18 protein-coding genes are annotated in these 19,540 nt (G+C 65.8%); 13 read left to right on the top strand and 5 right to left on the bottom strand.

The window, feature by feature from the left end; translation table 11 throughout:
• The first annotated feature begins 52 nt into the window (after positions 1–52).
• The 12 genes from GIW57_RS19260 (at position 53) to GIW57_RS19205 (ending at position 12,693) form a co-directional block, all read left to right on the top strand.
• Positions 53–745: a PFL_4703 family integrating conjugative element protein gene (locus GIW57_RS19260; RefSeq protein ID WP_236512376.1), complete on the top strand. Its 693-nt coding sequence runs from the start codon at positions 53–55 to the stop codon at positions 743–745.
• On the top strand, positions 742–1,656 hold the full coding sequence (locus GIW57_RS19255) for a TIGR03749 family integrating conjugative element protein (RefSeq protein ID WP_236512375.1): 915 nt from the start codon (positions 742–744) through the stop codon (positions 1,654–1,656). The genes GIW57_RS19260 and GIW57_RS19255 overlap by 4 nt, the downstream gene beginning before the upstream one ends.
• Positions 1,646–3,064 carry a TIGR03752 family integrating conjugative element protein gene (locus tag GIW57_RS19250; protein WP_236512374.1) on the top strand — a complete coding sequence of 473 codons (1,419 nt, stop codon included), beginning with the start codon at positions 1,646–1,648 and terminating at the stop codon, positions 3,062–3,064. The genes GIW57_RS19255 and GIW57_RS19250 overlap by 11 nt, the downstream gene beginning before the upstream one ends.
• The gene (locus GIW57_RS19245) at positions 3,045–3,485 is read left to right on the top strand and encodes a TIGR03751 family conjugal transfer lipoprotein (RefSeq protein WP_236512373.1); all 441 of its coding nucleotides are present in this window, start codon (positions 3,045–3,047) and stop codon (positions 3,483–3,485) included. Before GIW57_RS19250 ends, GIW57_RS19245 begins: the two co-directional genes overlap by 20 nt.
• On the top strand, positions 3,485–6,352 hold the full coding sequence (locus GIW57_RS19240; RefSeq protein ID WP_236512372.1) for a conjugative transfer ATPase: 2,868 nt from the start codon (positions 3,485–3,487) through the stop codon (positions 6,350–6,352). The genes GIW57_RS19245 and GIW57_RS19240 overlap by 1 nt, the downstream gene beginning before the upstream one ends.
• 13 nt (positions 6,353–6,365) lie before the next feature.
• Complete coding sequence (locus GIW57_RS19235) at positions 6,366–7,151, top strand: DsbA family protein (protein ID WP_236512371.1); 786 nt, start codon at positions 6,366–6,368, stop codon at positions 7,149–7,151.
• A 182-nt stretch (positions 7,152–7,333) separates the two neighbouring features.
• A complete protein-coding gene (locus GIW57_RS19230; protein WP_236512370.1) occupies positions 7,334–7,828 on the top strand; it encodes a JAB domain-containing protein in 495 nt (164 codons plus the stop codon).
• Between the two features lie 162 nt (positions 7,829–7,990).
• Entirely contained in the window at positions 7,991–8,437 is a 447-nt protein-coding gene (locus GIW57_RS19225) for a TIGR03757 family integrating conjugative element protein (protein WP_236512369.1), read from the top strand.
• Positions 8,434–9,381, top strand: coding sequence for a TIGR03756 family integrating conjugative element protein (locus tag GIW57_RS19220; protein WP_236512368.1), 948 nt, complete (start codon positions 8,434–8,436; stop codon positions 9,379–9,381). The genes GIW57_RS19225 and GIW57_RS19220 overlap by 4 nt, the downstream gene beginning before the upstream one ends.
• Positions 9,382–9,390: 9 nt before the next feature.
• The gene (locus GIW57_RS19215; protein ID WP_236512367.1) at positions 9,391–10,788 is read left to right on the top strand and encodes an integrating conjugative element protein; all 1,398 of its coding nucleotides are present in this window, start codon (positions 9,391–9,393) and stop codon (positions 10,786–10,788) included.
• Entirely contained in the window at positions 10,785–11,156 is a 372-nt protein-coding gene (locus tag GIW57_RS19210) for a hypothetical protein (RefSeq protein WP_236512366.1), read from the top strand. Before GIW57_RS19215 ends, GIW57_RS19210 begins: the two co-directional genes overlap by 4 nt.
• A gap of 16 nt (positions 11,157–11,172) precedes the next feature.
• Positions 11,173–12,693 (top strand): conjugal transfer protein TraG N-terminal domain-containing protein, encoded by a 1,521-nt coding sequence (locus GIW57_RS19205; protein WP_236512365.1) that lies wholly within the window; start codon positions 11,173–11,175, stop codon positions 12,691–12,693.
• An 11-nt stretch (positions 12,694–12,704) separates the two neighbouring features.
• Here the strand turns inward: GIW57_RS19205 and GIW57_RS19200 are convergent, their stop codons facing one another.
• The 3 genes from GIW57_RS19200 to GIW57_RS19190 form a co-directional block, all read right to left on the bottom strand.
• Positions 12,705–13,070, bottom strand: coding sequence for a DUF3742 family protein (locus tag GIW57_RS19200; protein ID WP_236512364.1), 366 nt, complete (start codon positions 13,068–13,070; stop codon positions 12,705–12,707).
• 84 nt (positions 13,071–13,154) lie between these two features.
• Entirely contained in the window at positions 13,155–13,787 is a 633-nt protein-coding gene (locus tag GIW57_RS19195) for an RES family NAD+ phosphorylase (RefSeq protein ID WP_236512363.1), read from the bottom strand.
• Positions 13,788–13,799: 12 nt separating this feature from the next.
• Positions 13,800–14,426, bottom strand: coding sequence for an integrase (locus GIW57_RS19190; protein WP_236512362.1), 627 nt, complete (start codon positions 14,424–14,426; stop codon positions 13,800–13,802).
• A 314-nt stretch (positions 14,427–14,740) separates the two neighbouring features.
• Between GIW57_RS19190 and mobH the strand changes: the two genes are divergently transcribed.
• Entirely contained in the window at positions 14,741–16,603 is a 1,863-nt protein-coding gene (mobH, locus tag GIW57_RS19185; protein ID WP_236512361.1) for a MobH family relaxase, read from the top strand.
• Here the strand turns inward: mobH and GIW57_RS19180 are convergent, their stop codons facing one another.
• Complete coding sequence (locus GIW57_RS19180; protein WP_079388760.1) at positions 16,604–18,076, bottom strand: thymidine phosphorylase family protein; 1,473 nt, start codon at positions 18,074–18,076, stop codon at positions 16,604–16,606.
• Between the two features lie 68 nt (positions 18,077–18,144).
• Positions 18,145–19,503 carry an MBL fold metallo-hydrolase gene (locus GIW57_RS19175; protein WP_034032863.1) on the bottom strand — a complete coding sequence of 453 codons (1,359 nt, stop codon included), beginning with the start codon at positions 19,501–19,503 and terminating at the stop codon, positions 18,145–18,147.
• Between the last annotated feature and the right edge of the window lie 37 nt (positions 19,504–19,540).

The following is a 19,540-nucleotide window of genomic DNA, read 5'->3' as shown; positions in this document are numbered from 1 at the left end:
GGCACGTGCTGATCTCGCGCTCCGGCTTCTGGTCCACCCGAAGGAGCGCACGATGAGCCGCTTCAAGAACGAGATCACCCACCTGCAGGCGCACATCAAGACGCTTCGCCTGGGGGCTGGCGCGCTGGTGATCGTCGCCCTGGTCATGGGCGGCGGCTGGTGGAGCGCGCCGCGCGACCTGACCATCCACGTCCCGCCTGACCTGCGCTCCGGCAGTACACGCAAGTGGTGGGAAGTGCCGCCCGAATCGGTCTATGCGTTCACGTTCTACGTGTTCCAGACCCTGAACCGCTGGCCGACGAACGGCGAAGAGGACTACCCGCGCAACCTCCACACGCTCTCGCCGTACCTCACCCCATCCTGCCAGGCCTTCCTGCGCGCGGACTACGACTACCGCCGCAGCACGGGCGAACTGCGCCAGCGCGTGCGCGGAATTTATGAAATCCCCGGCCGCGGCTATGGCGACGACCCCACGGCGCGCGTGCGCGTGGTCTCCGACCGCGACTGGGTGGTGACGCTCGACATCACCGCCGACGAGTACTACGGCGCCGAGCAGGTCAAGCGCGCGCTCGTGCGCTACCCGGTGAAGGTCACGCGGGTGGACGTCGATCCCGCCCGCAACCCGTTCGGCCTGGCGCTGGACTGCTACGACGGTGCCCCCCAGCGCATCAGCGCCCCGGAACCGACGCGCCCGGCGCCTGGCGGCCTGTCTCCGCAAGCGCCCCAAGGAGGAACCCCCCCATGAAGCACCCTGTACTCACGCTGCTGGGGCTGCTGGCCGTCGCCGTGGCCCCCGCTCAGGCGGTGGAAATCTTGCGCTGGGAGCGCATGCCGCTGGCGGTGCCGCTGAAGGTGGGCCAGGAGCGCATCGTGTTCATCGACCGGAACGTCCGCGTGGGCGTGCCTGCGGGCGTGGGCGAACGCCTGCGCGTGCAGAGCGCGGGCGGCGCGGTGTACCTCCGCGCCAGCGAACCGATTGAGCCCACGCGGCTGCAATTGCAGGACGCCGACACGGGCGCGCTGATCCTGCTCGACATCGCGGCAGAGCCGGCCAAGGACGGCGAAGCCGAACTGGAGCCGGTGCGTATCGTCGAGGGTAGTAGCACCCCGGCGCGCTACGGCGATCAGGCAGGCGGTGCCGATGAGGCCCCCGCACGCACCCAGGACCAGGCAGGTACGCGGGCGACCCGGCGCGAAACCCCGGTTTCGGTCGTCCTGACGCGCTTCGCCGCGCAGAACCTCTACGCGCCGCTGCGCACTGTGGAGCCGCTGCCGGGCGTCATGCGGGTGAACCTGCGCCGTGACCTCGACCTCGGCACGCTGATGCCGACGCTGCCGGTGCGCGCGGTCGCGCTCGCGTCGTGGCGTCTGGAAGACCAGTGGGTCACGGCCGTGCGCCTGACCAACAGCAGCAGCGGCTGGGTCACGCTCGACCCGCGCGTGCTGCAAGGCGATTTCCTCACCGCCACCTTCCAGCACGAAGCGCTCGGACCGCGCGGGACGCCCGAGGACACGACCGTCCTGTACCTGGTGACGCGCGGGCGCGGCCTCGTGCAGTCGCTGCTGCCGGCGATCCACCGCTTCGACCCGGCCGTGCATTTGCCGCAGCCGGAAGCGGAAGCCGAGGACGGCAAGGAGGCCCGCCATGCGCAGTAACGGCTTGCTCAAGTGGCTGATGATCCCGGTCGCCTTGCTGGTGCTGTTCGTTGCCATCCGGCTGTTCTCCGGCGGAAGCACGTCGGCACCGCCCGCTGCGGATGCCGGTTCCAAGCTCACGCCCGAGGAAATGAAGGCGTTGGGCATCGAAGGCGATACCCCGCGCGATACCGTGGCAACGCTCGTCGCCCAGGTCAAGCAGTTGCGCACCGAGCTTCAGACCGCGCTGACCGACAACAAGTCGCAGCGCGAGGAAAACCAGCGCCTGCGCCAGCGCGAGAACTCCATCGACCAGCGCATCAATTCGGCCCTCGAATCCGAACGCTCGAACCTGCGCCGCGACCAGGAACAGGCGGCCAGTGCGCGCCAGCAGACCGAAGGGCTGCTCGCCGACCTGCAGCGGCGTCTGGACAGCATCGGCGGGCGCGGCGGCGGCCATGCCGATCTGCCCGTGGGCCTGGGGCTGCGCGATGGCGACGAGGCCGGCATGGAAGGCGGCATGCGCTGGGTCGAGCCGGACGACGCGAAGAAGACCGAGGGACGCAACGGCAGTCGTGGCGCGGGCAGCGGCATGAGCTTCCCGACGAGCTTCGGCCCGGCGCAAAGCACGCTGGAAACGACCGCGGAAACCGTGGCGAACGCCGGCGCACGTGCGGCAGGCGTCAAGAGCGCCAAGCCGGTCTATACCGTGCCAACCAACTCGACGCTGATGGGGTCGGTCGCGATGACGGCGCTGATCGGTCGTGTGCCGATCGACGGGACGGTGAACGATCCGTACCCCTTCAAAGTGTTGGTCGGGCCGGACAACCTCACGGCCAACGGGATTGATATTCCCGACGTGGCCGGTGCGGTGTTCTCCGGCACCGCCTCGGGCGACTGGACGCTCTCATGCGTGCGCGGCCAAGTGCGCAGCATCACGTTCGTCTTCAACGACGGCACGATCCGCACGATTCCCGAAGACCGCGACGGCAACCAGCAGAACAACCAGCAGCGCGACGGCCTGGGCTGGATCAGCGATCCGTATGGCATCCCTTGCGTCAGCGGCGAGCGGCGCAGCAACGCCCAGCAGTACCTCGGCTCGCAGGCCCTGATCACCGCGGCCGGTGCCGGCGTGGCCTCGCTGATCGACAGCGACAGCGGCCAGATGTCCTACGTCGGCGCAGACGGCTCCATCGGCAGCGTCGGCATCTCGGGCAACGAGGCCGTGGGCCGCATCCTGGCAGGTGGCGTGCGCGACATGGCGGACTGGGTGAACAAGCTGTACGGGCAGGCGTTCGCGGCCGTCTATGTCCAGCCCGGTGCGAAGGTCGCCGTCCACCTCGAAAAGCCGCTCGCCATCGATTTCGACCCCGAAGGCCGCAAGGTCGATCACCGCGCAGGAGAAAGCCATGCTCTCGAACTTGAATAAGGGGCTGGCGCTGGCCCTCGCCGTCGCGGTGCTCGGCGGCTGCGCCACCAGCAAGGAAAAGCTGCTGCCCCACGGCGACAGCACGATGATGGACATCTGGCAGCAGAACGCCGGCGACGGCGGCGGGAGCGCCGGCCAGGCGGCACGCCGGCAATTGCTCGATGCGCGCCAGAGCCTGCGCCGGCCGCTGACAGAGGCCGACGTGCAGGCCGCGCCCGCCGAGCAGATACGCTACACGCGCACCGCACGCAACGAGGTCTATCGCCAGTTCCACCGGCTACCGAATCCCGATCTCGTCATGTACGTGTATCCACACTTGGCGGGCTCGGACCCTGTACCCGTGCCGGGCTACACGACGGTCTTCCCCCTCTATCAGCGTGTGCAGTACGCCATGCCGGGCGAGCGCGTGGAGGACTACTGATGCGCTGGAAACTTCCCTGGCCGAAGCTGGCCGCATCCGGCATCGACGACGAAGAGAAGCCGGACGGCTGGCAGCGCCATGTCCAGGCCTTGCGCCAGGCCGGCATCCCCGAACCCGGCGCAGCGATCCAGGGCCGCAGGCCGGCGACGGTAGCCGACGAGCAGGCGCTGTACGACGTCGCACCGTCGTTCGCGGAACTGCTGCCTTGGGTGGAGTTCCTGCCGCAGTCGAAGTCCATGCTGCTGCAGGATGGGCAGTCGGTCGCTGCCTTCTACGAGCTGGTGCCGCTGGGCACCGAGGGCCGGGAACCCGGCTGGCTCGCGCATGCCCGCGATGCCTTGGAGAACGCGCTCCAGGACTCGTTCGATGAGCTGGACGACAACCCATGGGTGCTCCAGCTCTACGCCCAAGACGAGCCCAGCTTCGACCAGTACATGCAGACCCTGCGCGACTATGTGCAGCCGCGCGCCCGCGATACCGCTTTCACCGAGTTCTACCTGCGCTTCTTCGGCCACCACCTGCGCGCGGTCGCCAAGCCAGGCGGCCTGTTCGAGGACACGGTGGTCACGCGGCTGCGCTGGCGTGGCCAGACGCGGCGCGTGCGCATGGTGATCTATCGCCGTGCCACCGGGCAGGCAAGCCGCCGCGGCCAGACGCCCGAGCAGATGCTGAACATCGTCTGCGACCGCCTGTGCGGCGGCTTGGCGAACGCCGGCATCCAGGCACGGCGCATGGTCGCAGCCGACGTCCACGACTGGCTGTTGCGGTGGTTCAATCCGCGCCCCGCGATGCTCGGGCCTGGCGCCGAGGATCGGGAGCACTTTTACGCGCTGGCGCGCTACCCCGACGAGACCGAGGACGGCGAAATCGAAATGGCGAGCGGGCGGGATTTCAGCCAGCGGTTGTTCTTCGGTCAGCCACGCTCCGACGTGGAGCACGGCATCTGGTACTTCGACGGCATGCCGCACCGCGTGCTGATCACCGACCGTCTGCGCATGCCTCCCGGCACCGGACACCTGACCGGCGAGACGCGCAAAGGGGATGCCATCAACACGCTGTTCGACCAGATGCCGGAAGACACCTTGCTTTGTCTCACGATGGTCGCCACGCCGCAGGATGTGCTGGAAGCGGATCTCAACCATCTGGCGAAGAAGGCCGTGGGCGAGACGCTGGCGTCCGAGCAGACGCTCAAGGACGTGCAGGAAGCCCGCTCCCTGATCGGCAGCGCGCACAAGCTCTACCGGGGGACGCTGGCGTTTTACCTGCGCGGACGCGATGAAGCGGAACTGGATCGCCGCGGCCTGGACCTGGCGAACGTGATGCTCAATGCCGGCTTGCAGCCGGTGCGCGAGGACGACGAGGTGGCACCGCTCAACAGCTACTTGCGCTGGCTGCCGTGCTGCTACAACCCCGGCCAGGATCGGCGCAGGTGGTACACCCAACTGATGTTCGCGCAGCACATCGCGAACGTGTCGCCGGTGTGGGGCCGCGCCCAAGGCACGGGGCACCCCGGCATCACGATGTTCAACCGTGGTGGCGGCCCGATTACGTTTGACCCCTTGAACAGGTTGGATCGGCAGATGAACGCCCACCTGTTCCTGTTCGGCCCTACCGGCTCGGGCAAGTCAGCGACGCTCAACAATCTCTTGAACCAGGTCACGGCGATATACCGCCCGCGGCTGTTCATCGTGGAGGCCGGCAACAGCTTCGGCCTGTTCAGCGATTTCGCACGCAGGCTCGGGCTGACGGTGAACCGGGTCAAGCTGGCCCCAGGCTCGGGCATCAGCCTCGCGCCGTTCGCCGATGCGCGCCGGCTGATCGAAACGCCGAGCGACGTGCAGACCCTCGATGCCGATGCGCTGGACGAAGACCTGCCACCGGATGCCTCGGTCATGGAGGCGGACGAACAGCGCGACGTGCTCGGCGAATTGGAGATCACGGCGCGGCTGATGATCACGGGCGGCGAGGACAAGGAAGAAGCCCGGATGACGCGGGCCGATCGCTCGTTGATCCGGCAGTGCATCCTCGACGCCGCCGAGCACTGCGTGGCCGAGAAGCGCACGGTGCTCACGCGCGACGTGCGCAACGCGCTGCGCACCCGCGGCCAGGACCCGACGCTGCCCGAGATGCGGCGCGTGCGGCTGCTGGAGATGGCGGACGCGATGGACATGTTCTGCCAAGGCACGGACGGCGAGATGTTCGACCGCGACGGCACGCCGTGGCCCGAAGCCGACATCACCTTGGTCGATCTGGCGACCTACGCCCGCGAGGGCTACAACGCCCAGCTCTCCATCGCCTACATCAGCCTGATCAGCACGGTGAACAACATCGCCGAGCGCGACCAGTACCTGGGCCGCCCGATCATCAACGTCACCGACGAAGGCCACATCATCACGAAGAATCCGCTGCTCGCGCCCTACGTCGTGAAAATTACAAAGATGTGGAGGAAATTGGGGGCCTGGTTCTGGCTCGCGACGCAGAACATCGACGACTTGCCGCGCGCCGCGGAGCCCATGCTCAACATGATCGAGTGGTGGATCTGTCTCAGCATGCCGCCCGATGAAGTCGAGAAGATCGCGAGGTTCCGCGAACTCTCGCCCGCGCAGAAGGCGCTGATGCTTTCGGCCCGCAAGGAAGCGGGGAAATTCACCGAAGGCGTCATCCTCTCCAAGAGCATGGAAGTGCTGTTCCGCGCCGTGCCGCCGAGCCTGTACCTCGCCCTCGCGCAGACAGAATCCGAGGAGAAGGCCGAACGCTACCAGCTCATGCAGCAGTACGGCTGCACCGAACTGGAAGCGGCTTTCAAGGTGGCCGAGAAGATCGACCAGGCCCGCGGCATCGAGTCGCCGGCCCTGGAACTGTCGTAAACCGGAGAACGCCATGGAACAGAAACGTCCTTCCATTCCGATACAGGTTCAGGCGTTCCGCCGTCGCCGCTGGCGGCCTCGCTGGCCCTGGGTATTGGCGGCTGCGCTGGTCGCGCTGCTCCTGATCTGGCTGGTGTCCCGGACGCCCGGCGAATCCTCAGCGCCGTCGCGCGCGCCGGTCAGCACGGCGCAGGTCGCTGGGCCACCCTGGCAGATGGGCAACCCGGAAGGCCGTTTCACGCTGACGCTCTATGCCGACCTGGAATGCCCGTTCTGCCGGGAATATTTCCCGCAGATCAAGCGCTGGGTCGGCAATAACACCGACGTGGCGCTGCAATGGCACCACCAGCCGCTAGCCGCACACGAGCCAGCCGCGTCGGCCGAGGCACGTCTGGCCGAGTGCGCCGCCGAAGCGGGCGGTCATGCGGCGTTCTGGCAGGCGGTCGAATGGGTCTATGCCCACACGCGCAGCGACGGCCAGGGCTTGCCCGATGGCTTGCGTTACCCCGAAACAACGTCAGCCATCGAGCAGTGCATGGCGAGCGAGCGGCCCAACGCGGCCATCCGCGCCCAGGCCGCAGAAGCCGCCAAGAGCGGCGTGACCGCCACGCCGTCGCTGCGACTGCTCGATCGCCAGACGGGCCAGGCCATCCTGCTGCAGGGGCCGATCGAGGGCGATGCCTTGCTGTCGGCCATGGACATGCTGGCGGCCGGGGACATGGCCAGCGACGTAGCTGCTTCACCCGCCACCCCCACATCCGAAATGCCCGCCGACGTTATCGGCGACATGCCCAGGTAGCCCTCGGTCTTGGAGGCTACGGCGCGGCTTGCCGTGCTGACCGCTACCCGTTCGCTTTCGCATCCTGGCCGCGAACAATCACCGCCGCGCGGTGATGGATGCACCTTGTTCTGCTGTTTCCATCCCCAGGAGGGCTTGCCCTCCCAGGGTGGCGCCCTCCGCTCACTTTCTGGAGGTCCGCCATGTCTTTCGTTGCCAACGACTCCTGCGTGGAGCCACGTTTTTCCCCCGCGTCCCAATCAGATGACTGGATCATCCGGCAAGCCATCGCGCTGCTGGAGCAGCGGGTCTTCAAGAAGGGGCCATCCCTGGAGAGGCCTGCGGCCGTCAAGGACTACCTGCGCCTGAAACTGGCCGCCGAGCCCAATGAAATCTTCGCCATCGTGTTCCTCAACAGCATGCACGAGGTGTTGGCCTACGAGCCGATGTTCAGAGGCACGATCCATTCGACCTCGGTGCATGCGCGTCCGATCGTGCAGCGTGCCTTGGAACTGAATGCGGCAGCGGTCATTTTTTCTCACCAACACCCTTCGGGCTGCACGGAGCCATCAAGCGCGGACCGTGCGTTGACCCAAACGCTGAGGGCCGCGTTGTCGCTGATCGACGTGAGGGTGCTGGATCACCTCATCGTCGGCCAGGGCACGCCGTACTCGTTCGCGGAATCCGGCCTGCTGTAGCGACGGCATCGGCTCCCTGATCCACGCGGAGGCTTCGGCCTCCGCTTTTTCATGGGCGCGAGACAAGCAGGTATGCGGGCAGTGCGCGATGCGCATTGTTTGTTGGGGCCGCGTCGGCTTCGCGTTTGACTACTGCTCTGATCAACTTCAAGGGCACGCGACATGCCAGCATCCCTTTCCAGGTTCGCGCCGGGCTGGCGAACGCTCGGCCTGGCCGTGGCGCTGCCGGCAGCCCTGGCCGTTTTCAGCCCGGCCACCTTCGCCGCCGACGTGGTGGTCGTCACCGACAGCCGCCACCCGGTCAAGACCATGGGCGGCGAGCGGCTGATCGAGCTGGACGAAGCCCACAGGATTGAAGCGGAGCTTTCCGCGGGACTGCCCACCGACCCCGAACAGGCGACGACCATCGTCAAGCGCCGGCTGAATGGCGGCGGTGCCGATCTGCAGCGACGCATCGCTTCCGCATACCAAGGCGTTACCGACGCATGGAGCCTCGGCATCACCAGCCTCCCGGCAGTGGTGGTGGACAGGCGCTATGTGGTCTATGGCGAGCCGGATGTGGCTCGCGCTGTCGCGCGCATCGAGCAGCACCGGAGGACCCAGCCGTGACCCGACCATTCGACCTGATGCGCCGCGTGCGCGCTGGCGTGGCTTCGTTGCTGCTGCTCAGCGCCACGGGCAGCTACGCCCTCAATACAGCGACCATCATCGGCTCGGTGGCATCGCCCGATTGCCTCGAATACCGCGTCGTCGGCATCTGCTACTGGCTCTACTGCACATGGACGGGCTGCACCGTGCGCACGTCCACCAAAGTGCGCCACTACATTCCCGACGCGGTGGTGTCGTCGTACTCGAATACCGGCGAAAACCCCTGGGTCGAAGTCCGGGCAATGAGCACGCCCAATCCGTCCGCCCAGGCGGGCGGCGACGGGACGACGAACGAGGACCACGAAAACAACCTCGCCAAATTCAAGAACGTGGACGTCATCGGCCACCCCGGCGCCGAGGTGTTCAACCAGTTCGTCTCGTCGTCGGGCTACTTCTGCGAGGGCGCGGGCACGGCATTCATGCCGTACTTGCTCAGCACCTTGGACACGCTGGCCTGGCGCTACAACGTGCCCGAGATGGCTTACCCGGAAGCGCTGATTCCGGGCCGGCGCGAAGTCGGCGCACGCACCACGATGAATCTCTGGGGCAACGTGTATCCCCGTGGCGGCTTCCTGCACCAGACCGACGACTTCAAGGCCGGCGCAGTGGTGGCCCAGCGTGCGGGCGATGTGGTCACTCGCCGGGGGCAGATCCACGTCTATCAGCCGTTGCTTGCCAACTCCCGCGACGGCTACTGGCCGGCCGGCGCGCTGATGGAGGGCGATGCCTCCACCGGCAAGTGGCAAGAACTCACACCCGTCCTGTCGTCGTCCTGCACGGTCTTCCCGCGCAGCGGCTTCCTTACCCAGGCGCAGCAAGGCGACTACGCATGGGCGCTGTGGCGGCCGTATGCCTGCTGCGAACGCCGGGGCCAGGTGTTCCTGGGCAGCGTCGATTTCCTCTGAGGTGGTGCCATGAAGTTCCGTCCTGCATTCAATCCGTTCTCCCGCCGGGCACGTCGCACGGAGATCGTCCTGGCGCTGGCCGGCGCACTCGCGCTGGGCAGCAGCGTGGCCTGGGGTCAACTGGGCTACCAGACCAGCGGCAGTGTCATCGGCGATGACGTCATGTACTCGATCGGTGGCGGCAACGCCGTGTCGATGGGCCGTGCGGCCGGCATGCGCTCTCTCGGTGTCGGTGTGGGTTGGAACAGCAACTTGATCTGCGGCGACATGAGCATCCAGACCACGTTGAAGAACCAACTTAACGGCATCACCAACGGCTTCCAGCAAATCATGTCGTCGGTGATCCAGAGTGCCACCAGTGCGGTGGCATCGTTGCCCGCGCTGATCATCCAGCGGGCCGATCCCGGTCTGTACAACCTGCTCACCAATGGCGTGCTGCAGGCGCGGCTGGATTTCGACCGCAGCAAGCTGACGTGCCGTGCCATGGCCGAGAAGATGGCCGAAACGGCGGGCGGCCAACTCGGCTGGAGCCAGATGGCCGAAGGGTTGGCGCTGCGCGATGCCGTGTCGAGCACGGACGCGGTATCGGCCATCGAGCAAGCAGAGACACGCCGCGGCAATGACGGCGTGCCCTGGGTCGGAGGCAGCAATGCGGGCGGCTCCGGCCAGTCCGCGATCAAGATCGTCGGCGACGTGACCCGCGCCGGCTACAACCTGGTCAATGGCCGCGGCGTGACCGACACGTCCTCGATCACGCCGGCCAGTTGCGCCAGTCTCTCGTGCCAGACCTGGACCTCGCCGCAGGCTGCCGTCGAGTGGGCTACGCGCGTGCTCGGCGAGAAGGAGCAGCGCACGTGCGATGCCTGCACCAAGACCGAAACGACGCCCGGCGTCGGGCTCACGCCGCTGATCCAGGAGGAGTACGACGCCAAGCTGCAGGCGCTCCAGGATCTCGTCTCCAAGGCGAAGAACACGACCCCGGAGAACCTGCGCGAAGCCGGCAGTGCGTCGCTGCCGATCACGCGCGGCGTGATCGAGGCGCTGCGCGACGAGCCCGACCAGCACCTGCTGTCGCAGCGCTTGGCGTCCGAGGTCGCGCTGGCGTCCGTGCTGGAGAAAGCGCTGCTGCTGCAGCGCACGCTGCTCACGGGCAAGAAGGAGCCCAACGTCGCGGCCAACGAGCTTGCCGTTGAGGCGGTGAACCACGAGAGCGACACGCTCGACCGTGAGATTCGCAACCTCAAGACCGAACTGGAGCTGCGGCGCGAGCTGGCGAACAACTCGCCCATGGCGATCATCCAGCGCCACGGCGCGCGCGCGGCCGGCTCGCGCGGCATCTACGAGGGCGATCCTGTGCCGGACCGTCTCGACCAGCTCCAGAAGGGCAATCCGGGGAGTCGGCCATGAGCCCGGTGCGCATGGCCTGGCGGCCACTGCGCTGCTTGTTCAGCCGGCGCGCGGCGAAGACGCTGCTGTGGCTGGCGCTGATCGTTGCCGCCGCCGTGGGGGCGAACGTCGCGGGCATCTACCTGGTCGGCAGCGTTGCAGGCTGGGAACGGTGGCTGGCGGCCTCCGCAGGGTATTTCTTCATCTGGCGGCTGTGCGTGTACGCGGCAACGGCCTATGGATGGTTCTGGATGCGCCGCCGGGTGCTGGCCCGCGAAGACCAAAGCGGGACAGATGGGCAGGCGCGGCGCCGGCTGATCCGCACCGAGGTCGCCGGCGTCGTCGCCATCGTCGCGCTGGAAACCAGCCTGTTGATACAGGCCGCTTGAGGGGGAGATCGGGGCCATGACGCTCTTCACGACCGACTATCTGGAGTACTACCTCACCCTCGTGTCCTGGATCGTCAACAACGGCATTTGGGCCGTGCTGGTGTCCAGCGGGGTGTTTGCGCTGCCTTTCGTCGCCATCGTCGTGCAGGAGTGGCTGAAGGCCCGTGCGGAAGGCGCTGACGAGGGCAACAAAGGCGTCCTGAGTGCCGCCCGTATCGAGAACCGGGTGTTCGTCGCGATCGTCGTGGTGATGTTCGCGGGCATTCCATTCATCGACGTGGACCTCAGCACCATCCAGTACGACAGCTCGCGCTCGGCACAATGCCAAGTCAGCGTGCCGCAGCCCACGGAAACCGGCTGGTCGCAGTCTTTCAGCACCATCAACAATCAGTCAGCGAAGGTGCCGGTCTGGTGGGCATTCATGCACGCGCTCTCGCGCGCCGTCACGAGCGCCTCGGTAGCGGCGATCCCGTGCGGTACGGACCTGCGGCAGATGAGGATGGAGATCGATGCGACCCGCATTGACGACCCAGTGCTGGCTCAGGAGGTCGCGGACTTCTCGCGGGATTGCTATGGGCCTGCGCGGGCCAAACTGTTCATGCAGCGCCCGGATCTCGATGAGCAGCAGATGCACGACGTGACCTGGATCGGCTCGCGCTTTTTCACGGACACGGGTGGCTACTACGACAGCTACCGCTCCAGCACGGCGCGCGAGGCATGGCCCTATGACGACACCCGCGATGCAGGTCTCGCGCAGGTTGCCAATGGTGGCGGCTATCCGACCTGCAGGCAGTGGTGGTCAGACGGCAGCAACGGACTGCGCGCGCGGCTGCTGGGGCAAGTGGACCCGACCCTGCTGAATCGCCTGGCGGGCTGGGCCGGGTTCCTCAGCCGGGCCGAGGTGGACGATTCGGTGATCCGCGCCATCGCGTCACCGCGGCAGCAGAAACTGAACCAGGGCAGCGTCTATACGGACTACGGCGGCCAGATCGACAAGACTCTGCCGAACATCGTGACGCGCGCCACGGGCGACGTCGGCATGGCGGTCGGGGCGATTGCCGCGTTTCCGGCCATGGACGTTGTGCGGCAGGCCTTGCCCATGGTGCTCGCCTTGCTCAAGATGGCGCTGGTCATCTGCATCCCACTCGTGCTGGTCGTGGGTACCTATGACCTGAAGACGGTGGTTACGGTCAGCGTCGTGCAGTTCGCGCTGTTCTTCACGGACTTCTGGTTCCAGCTCGCGCGCTGGATCGATTCGACGATCCTGGACGCGCTCTATGGCTGGGGCTTCGGCTGGAACCGGCCGCACACCAACTTTGACCCGCTGGTAGGGTTGAACAACGCCTTCGGCGACATGCTCCTGATGTTCGTCATGGGCACGATGTTCCTGGTTCTGCCGGGATTCTGGCTGGCGAGCCTTACCTGGGTTGGGATTCGGGCCGGGCACGTCATCCAGGGGCTTTCCGATGGCAGCAAGAGCGCCGGCCAAGCTGGCGGCAAGGGTGCCGGGGCGCTCACCGGAGGAAAGCTGAAATAGCGCGAGGCCGGTCAGTCGTCGGTGTACAACTCGTGCGACGTGTCGTTGTACAGGTTGGGATCATAGCCCGGCGTCTTGCGCAGCTCGGTGAGGTCGGTGAAAGGCCACTCGTCTTCATCCGAAGTATTGGCAGCAGCAGCCCATCCCGCCGACGCAACGCCCAGCAGCACGAGTGCGAACCAAAACGCAACGTAGAGCAGCACCCCCAGTACAGCCAGCTTGGCTACCCACACGAGCGCGGTAGCGCCAGCTCGCGGCATGCCCTTGGACACCAACCAGTTCGACGCCCGCCGTTCGCCGCGCGCATAGGCACGCCATCCGCGACCAAAGGCGCGGCCGAGGCGTTCTGCGGTGCTGGTGCGGGTCGTCGTGTTCATGGTCGTCTCATGCTATTGAGGAATGCCTATTCCAGTTTGCTCCAATTCATTCGGTTTGAAGCTTCAATGCGCTTTCTTGCTGCTTCAGGACGCTTCGTCCTTCGGTTCCGCCGGGCCGGGATCGGGTTCCACGCCGATGCGGTAGGTGGCAACGAACCGCGGCCAGTCCACATGGTCAACCAGGTCGATGTCCTCGACAACGCTGATCTTGGCTCCCGCACGCTCGAACAGGGCGATGCTCTTGGCGGGATAGTTGTTGCGTGACGGGTAGAGCACCCCGTCGAACAGGAGCTGGCCGTCGTTTCCGCGCATCGCATGCACCTGGGCGGACACCTGCTGCGTGTGCGTGTAGGCGCGGCTGGCCAACTGCTCCAGATTCAGGCCGAAGTATCCCGCCATGATGCCCGGCGCAGTGAGATCGGCCAGGAGCACGTCGTCCAGCACGGCTACTGCGCGCACCATCCGGGCTTGGACTTCCTTCAGGGCGATGGAGCGCTTCGTGTCTTCAAGCCACTGGTGCTTGTGAAACACCGACTCCATCAGCGCCGTGGGCAGGTCACGCCCCAGGTAGAGCACGCCGTAGGCTCCCGCCGGGTCATCGTAGCGATTCGTGCCGCTGCGGCCAAAGTACAGCGGGCTGCTCCGATAGATGACGCGGCTCACATGCTGGAGCAGTTCACCGGCATCGATCAGGAACGAAGGCAGCTCGTGGCTCATGGCGGTTTCGCTTCAATGCACCTGGACGCCCAGCACGTTGAACACGGCCTCGGCCACGTCATCGATCGTGCCATGCGTCACCGCATCCACCGGCGAGCGACCGCCCAAGCCTTCGAGCGGTTCGGACAGCGCGCGGTAGATCGTCCAGTGGTCGATGCCCTCGACCTCCTGAAGCACGGTTTGGGTCAACTGCTGCTTCACCGGGTCGAGCTGCCAGTCGGGCAGCTTCTGGCCACGCGGCCCCACGTTCAGCGCCAGCAGACGACCCGCAAGGATGTCCTTGTAGATTTGCTGGCGCGACTTGTCCGCCAGCTTGGCGAACTCGGCAGGCGGCAGGTTGTCCGGCTGGTTGAAGGCTTCCAGCAGCACGGCGCGGCCTCGCTGGACATCGGTTTCAGTCGGTGCCCAACGCTTGTCGGCGCGCAACGCGGCCGCCTTGCGCTGCAAGGCCTGCGCCACCGTTTCACCTTCCAGGTTGGCGGGCAGCGTCACCGCCTCCACGCGCTCGTGGATGAACGCCTGCAACTCGGCCGCGAAAGCCGGGGCATCCCGGATTTCGACGGTATCGGCGAAGCGTCGCACATCCTCCACCGTGACGCGCGGCAGTCGGTCGGCAATGAATTCGATCGCAGTGGGCATGGTCAGCTCCCAGATAGGTTTGAGACAGGATTTACTTTAGTCGCCTTTGTCGCGTTTGTCAACTTAGTCGCCTGAGTGGGAGCCTATTTGGCGGTGTAGCGTCCCGACAGCATAGGCCGGGCCAGCGCCGGGTCACCATCCAATCCATTCGTGCGGGTTCCACATTGGCGCTGGAGTCGAAACCCAAGCCCCGCTATACCGAAACGGTTAAAGGCCAAAGGGTCGAAACGGCAAGGGAATGGGGTGCAAGGGGAAAGGCCCTACCTCGAAAAGGCCAAAAGGCCTTCCGGCCGGCCCGCCACCAGGACACCGACATGCTCTCCCTGTTCCAGCGAAAACGGCCCCCGATCGCTGCCGCGCCGTCGCCAGCCCCCACCACCGATCTCCCGAAAGGGTTGATGCGGCCCGAGTCGGCCGCATCGCTGCTGGCTGCCCCGCGCCGGCAGAAGCTGCTGGAACACATCTGGCAGCGCACCTCGCTTTCGCGCAGGCAGTTCGCCACCCTGTACCGCACGCCACTAGAGCGCTACGCCGAACTGGTCCAGGCTTTCCCGGCCTCCGAAGCGCACCACCATGCATATCCGGGCGGCATGCTCGACCATGGCCTCGAAATCGTCGCCTACAGCCTGAAGCTGCGGCAGTCCCATCTGCTGCCCATTGGTGCCACCCCTGAAGACCAGTCCGCGCAGGCCGAAGCCTGGACCGCGGCCGTCGCCTATGCAGCGTTGCTCCACGACATCGGCAAGGTGGCGGTCGATCTGCACGTCGAGCTGGCCGATGGCAGCACCTGGCACCCGTGGCATGGCCCCCTGCGCCAGCCGTACCGCTTCCGCTACCGCGACGATCGCGAGTACAGGCTCCACAGCGCTGCGGCAGGCTTGCTCTACCGGCAACTGCTCGACCGTGATCTGCTGGACTGGCTCAGTGGCTATCCGTCCCTGTGGGCGCCGCTGCTCTACGTTCTAGCCGGGCAGTACGAGCACGCCGGGGTTCTTGGCGAACTCGTCGTGCAGGCCGACCGTGCCTCTGTCGCCCAGGAGCTGGGCGGCGATCCCGCGCGCGCCATGGCCGCACCCAAGCACTCGCTCCAACGCAAGCTGGTGAACGGGCTTCGCTACCTGCTCAAGGAAGAGCTGAAACTGAACCAGCCTGAAGCCTCCGATGGCTGGCTCACCGAGGACTCGCTATGGCTGGTGAGCAAGACGGTCTCGGACAAGCTCCGAGCGCACTTGCTGTCCCAGGGCGTTGATGGCATCCCTGCGAACAACACTGCGGTGTTCAACGTGCTCCAGGACCACGGCATGTTGCAGCCGACGCCAGACGGCAAGGCGATCTGGCGCGCGACCGTGACCAGTTCCACCGGCTGGTCCCACTCGTTCACCCTGTTGCGGGTGGCGCCTGCACTGATTTGGGAGCCTGGCGAGCGGCCCGCGCCGTTCGCCGGGACGGTGGCGATTGATACGGGCTCCACGGACAACGAGGCCGATGGGCCACTCCCACTTCCCCCAGATGATGTGCAGCCCGCCGCAGCGAGCCAAGAGGCGCTGCCATGGGAAGAAGCTGGTAGCACCGCTTCGGCTCCTTCGCCCAGGCCCCAAACCAAGGCCGATGTCATGGAGGACATGCTGGCGATGGTGGGTCTACGGGATTCGTCCGGCATGGCGCGGGAGGCGGAAGCCGCCGCGGGCGAGGTGGATGCAACGCCCCCGGGAGCGCCCTCACTAATCTCGGTCACCGCTACGCCTTCATCACCGTTGCCCATGTCCCCGGTCGCGCAGCCCTCCGGCGAGCATTTCATGGCATGGCTGCAACAGGGCATAGCCTCGCGGCGGCTAATAATCAACGACGCGAAAGCGCTCGTACACACCGTGAGCGATACGGCGTACCTGGTAAGCCCAGGCGTCTTCCAGCGGTATGCACAAGAGCACCCGCAGGTGGAAGCACTGGCCAGGCGAGAGAATCAGCAGGACTGGCAGTGGGTACAGAAACGCTTCGAACGACTGCAACTGCACCGTAAACAGCCCAACGGCCTGAACATCTGGACCTGCGAAGTCACCGGCCCACGCAAGGCGCGTCAGTTACACGGCTATCTCCTGCAGAGCCCGCTGCAACTATTCCAAGACCCGCCCCCCAACAATCCTTATCTGAAAACCGGGGGCGTCTCTCCGGCGCCGTGACTAAGTCGCGATTTCGATAATGTCTCCGGCCCCGCGTGCATAGATCAGGGCATAGTCCAAGGTGCTTGGCGTTTGCGCATGCAGAAACAGCAACGGCGCCCCCGGCACAACCCGATCGCCAACCTGCACCCTCAGATCCACGCCAGCTGCCGGGTTGTCCGGAGCGCCGGCCAACTTCGCCAGCCGGGACAGTTTGCGATTGTCGATCCCCACCACCTTGCCGGCGCTGGCAGCGACCAAGGGCAGCACGCAAGGGGCGCGTGGCGGTTCTCGCATTCCGCCTTGAGCATCGCAGATGCGCTGAAACTTCTCCCACGCGAGCCCCTCGTCTAGAGTGCGCAAGGCCAACGCCATGCCTCCTCCTGCTGGCGCAGCGCCCCCCATCTCCAACACTGCGCCGGCAACCACAGCGGCTCGTTGGCGAAGATCGGCCGGCGCCCCCTCGTCATTGCGCAATACGGCCAGCACATCCCGGGCTTCCAGCGCCGGGCCGATGCCGCGGCCGACGGGCTGAGTGCCGTCCGTATACAGGCAATGCACGGCGAGACCGAAGTATGTGGCAGTGGCGGTCAACTTCGAGCCCAGCAGTTGAGCGGCCTCCTGGCTACGTACCTTGGCGGTAGGTCCGACAGGAATATCGATGACGACATGCGTCGCGCCGGCCGCGATCTTCTTGGACAACACCGAGGCGATCAGTTGTCCCTCCGTATCGATGTCTAATTCACGCTCAACGCGTACAAAAATGTCGTCGGCTGGGGACAAGTGCATGGAACCACCCCACGCCAGGCAGCCGCCTTCGCGCTTGACCACATCGCGCAGCTTGTCTAGGCTGAGGTCGACAGGTGCTAAAGTTTCCATGGTATCGGCGGTGCCGGCAGGCGATGTGATGGCGCGTGACGAGGTCTTGGGCATTAGCAGGCCGTTCGCCGTCACAATCGCCACGACGATGGGTGTGGTGCGGTTGCCCGGCAATCCGCCGACGCAGTGCTTGTCGACGACCATCTGGGCCCCCCATTTCAAGCGCTCACCCACCTGAACCATCGCGCGGGTCAGATCGACGGTCTCTTGTTCGTCCAGCGGCAGGGTGGAAGTGGCGGTCAGGAACGCAGCCAGATGCACATCCGTGTAGCGCCCCTTCACGACGTCGCCGACGATGGCGGTCATGTCCTGCATGTTCAGGCGCTGACCGTAGATCCGCTTGCGCACGCCGGCCAGCGAGTCCAGTAACGGCGGATGGCGCACCTCGACGGTATCGCCTGCATGCAACCCCAAGGCGTCCCAGGCGTCTTCGGACAAGGCCACCTGCTCGGGCGCCAGGCGCTCATCGTCCTCGATCTGGTACAGCTGGGCGAGCAGCTCGCGCTCCCCCGCCCTGACCAGCACCTGCGATCGCGACGCGAGTCCTTCAGCGAGGCAGACATAGGAATCCCTGCGCATGACAGCGACAGCTTGGTGCTGCGCATGCAGGCGCATCCGCACCGCTACCATGGCTGGTGCAACGGGTACTGCAGCAGCAGCGCCTGGCGTTCCTACGACAGCGCTCACAGCTTGAACTCCTGACCCTGCCGTGGAACCGTGGCCTGCCAGCCCAGGTCACGTTGCACCCGCTCGCGCAGCGCCTCGGATGCACTTGGCTCGCCGTGAACGATAAAAACATTCTTGGGTGGACGCTGGAAACCGGCCAGCCAACGCATCAACTCGTCGCTGTCGGCATGCGCGGACAGCCCGGGGAGCTCGGCGACCTCGGCTTTCACTGGCACCCACTGGCCATGGATCTTCGTCTCTTTTGCACCTTCGAGCAGCTTGCGTCCGCGCGTGCCCGCAGCCTGAAACCCAGAGAACAGTAGCGTATTAAGGTGATGGGGGCCGAAAGCAGCGATGTGATGCAAGACGCGTCCGCCGGTGGCCATGCCGCTGGCAGAAATGATCACCTTGGGATAACGGTTGGCGGACAACGCTTTAGACTCTTCTACATCGCGCACGCAAGTGATCGCTTCGCATGCCGCCGTGTAATCTTGTACTGAAAGCCGATGGTCGTCCGGGTAGGCATGCATCAGTTCCGTAGCACTGGTCGCCATAGGACTGTCCAGAAAAATCGGAACATTGTTCAAACGACCAGCGCGGCGCAGCAGCCACAGATCGTAGATGAGCGACTGGGCACGGCCGACCGCGAATGCCGGAACCACCACCGTACCGCCTCGCTTCACGGTGCGCTCGATCACCGCCCCCAGAGCTTCGACCGGATCGCTGTGCTCGTGGCGACGGTCGCCGTAGGTTGATTCGATCACCACATAGTCAGCCTCGGGCACGCTTTCGGGCGCATGCATCACCAGGTCGTCATAGCGTCCGAGATCACCGGAAAACACGATGCGCCGGCCGCCGATGTCGATCTGTGCCGTGGCGGCACCAAGGATGTGTCCTGCCCGTCGGAGCAACAACGTGCCTCCGCCGGGCAGCGCAACCTCCCTATGAAGCGGTGCTGTGGCGAACATGCCGATCGCGCGCTCGGCGTCGGCGACCCGGTACAGAGGCAGGGCAGGCTTGTGCTTGCTGAAACCTTTGCGATTGGCGAACTCGGCATCCTTTTCCTGCAAGAAGGCACTGTCACGCAGGATCAACGCAGCCACATCGCGCGTGGCGGGAGTGGCGTATATCGGCCCGGAGAAACCATTGAGCACGAATCTCGGCAGATAACCGCAGTGGTCCAGATGGCCGTGGGTGAGAACGGCTGCGTCCACGTCTTCTGGATTGACAGCCAGTTGCTGCCAATTGAGCTCGCGCAAGTTCTTCAGGCCCTGAAACAAGCCGCAATCGATCAGAATGCGGGTGTCGTCGCAGGTCAGCAGGTGCTTGGAGCCCGTGACGGTGCCGGCTCCGCCGAGGCTGGTCAATGAGAGCATTCTTCTTTTCCTTGTCCTAAAGATTCTTGGTCAATGC

Source organism: Stenotrophomonas sp. PA-6-5C, from assembly GCF_021605635.1.
In the GTDB taxonomy this organism is placed as follows: domain Bacteria; phylum Pseudomonadota; class Gammaproteobacteria; order Xanthomonadales; family Xanthomonadaceae; genus Stenotrophomonas; species Stenotrophomonas lactitubi.
Note: the sequence above shows the minus strand (reverse complement) of the source record. Positions and strands in the feature narration are given on the sequence as shown.

Bases quoted from the DNA above. Each gene is read 5' to 3' on its own strand.
- GIW57_RS19260 (WP_236512376.1), top strand. From the start codon at position 53: ATGAGCCGCTTCAAGAACGAGATCACCCACCTGCAGGCGCACATCAAG.
- GIW57_RS19255 (WP_236512375.1), top strand. From the start codon at position 742: ATGAAGCACCCTGTACTCACGCTGCTGGGGCTGCTGGCCGTCGCCGTG.
- GIW57_RS19250 (WP_236512374.1), top strand. From the start codon at position 1,646: ATGCGCAGTAACGGCTTGCTCAAGTGGCTGATGATCCCGGTCGCCTTG.
- GIW57_RS19245 (WP_236512373.1), top strand. From the start codon at position 3,045: ATGCTCTCGAACTTGAATAAGGGGCTGGCGCTGGCCCTCGCCGTCGCG.
- GIW57_RS19240 (WP_236512372.1), top strand. From the start codon at position 3,485: ATGCGCTGGAAACTTCCCTGGCCGAAGCTGGCCGCATCCGGCATCGAC.
- GIW57_RS19235 (WP_236512371.1), top strand. From the start codon at position 6,366: ATGGAACAGAAACGTCCTTCCATTCCGATACAGGTTCAGGCGTTCCGC.
- GIW57_RS19230 (WP_236512370.1), top strand. From the start codon at position 7,334: ATGTCTTTCGTTGCCAACGACTCCTGCGTGGAGCCACGTTTTTCCCCC.
- GIW57_RS19225 (WP_236512369.1), top strand. From the start codon at position 7,991: ATGCCAGCATCCCTTTCCAGGTTCGCGCCGGGCTGGCGAACGCTCGGC.
- GIW57_RS19215 (WP_236512367.1), top strand. From the start codon at position 9,391: ATGAAGTTCCGTCCTGCATTCAATCCGTTCTCCCGCCGGGCACGTCGC.
- GIW57_RS19210 (WP_236512366.1), top strand. From the start codon at position 10,785: ATGAGCCCGGTGCGCATGGCCTGGCGGCCACTGCGCTGCTTGTTCAGC.
- GIW57_RS19205 (WP_236512365.1), top strand. From the start codon at position 11,173: ATGACGCTCTTCACGACCGACTATCTGGAGTACTACCTCACCCTCGTG.
- GIW57_RS19200 (WP_236512364.1), bottom strand. From the start codon at position 13,070: ATGAACACGACGACCCGCACCAGCACCGCAGAACGCCTCGGCCGCGCC.
- GIW57_RS19195 (WP_236512363.1), bottom strand. From the start codon at position 13,787: ATGAGCCACGAGCTGCCTTCGTTCCTGATCGATGCCGGTGAACTGCTC.
- GIW57_RS19190 (WP_236512362.1), bottom strand. From the start codon at position 14,426: ATGCCCACTGCGATCGAATTCATTGCCGACCGACTGCCGCGCGTCACG.
- mobH (WP_236512361.1), top strand. From the start codon at position 14,741: ATGCTCTCCCTGTTCCAGCGAAAACGGCCCCCGATCGCTGCCGCGCCG.
- GIW57_RS19180 (WP_079388760.1), bottom strand. From the start codon at position 18,076: ATGCGCCTGCATGCGCAGCACCAAGCTGTCGCTGTCATGCGCAGGGAT.
- GIW57_RS19175 (WP_034032863.1), bottom strand. From the start codon at position 19,503: ATGCTCTCATTGACCAGCCTCGGCGGAGCCGGCACCGTCACGGGCTCC.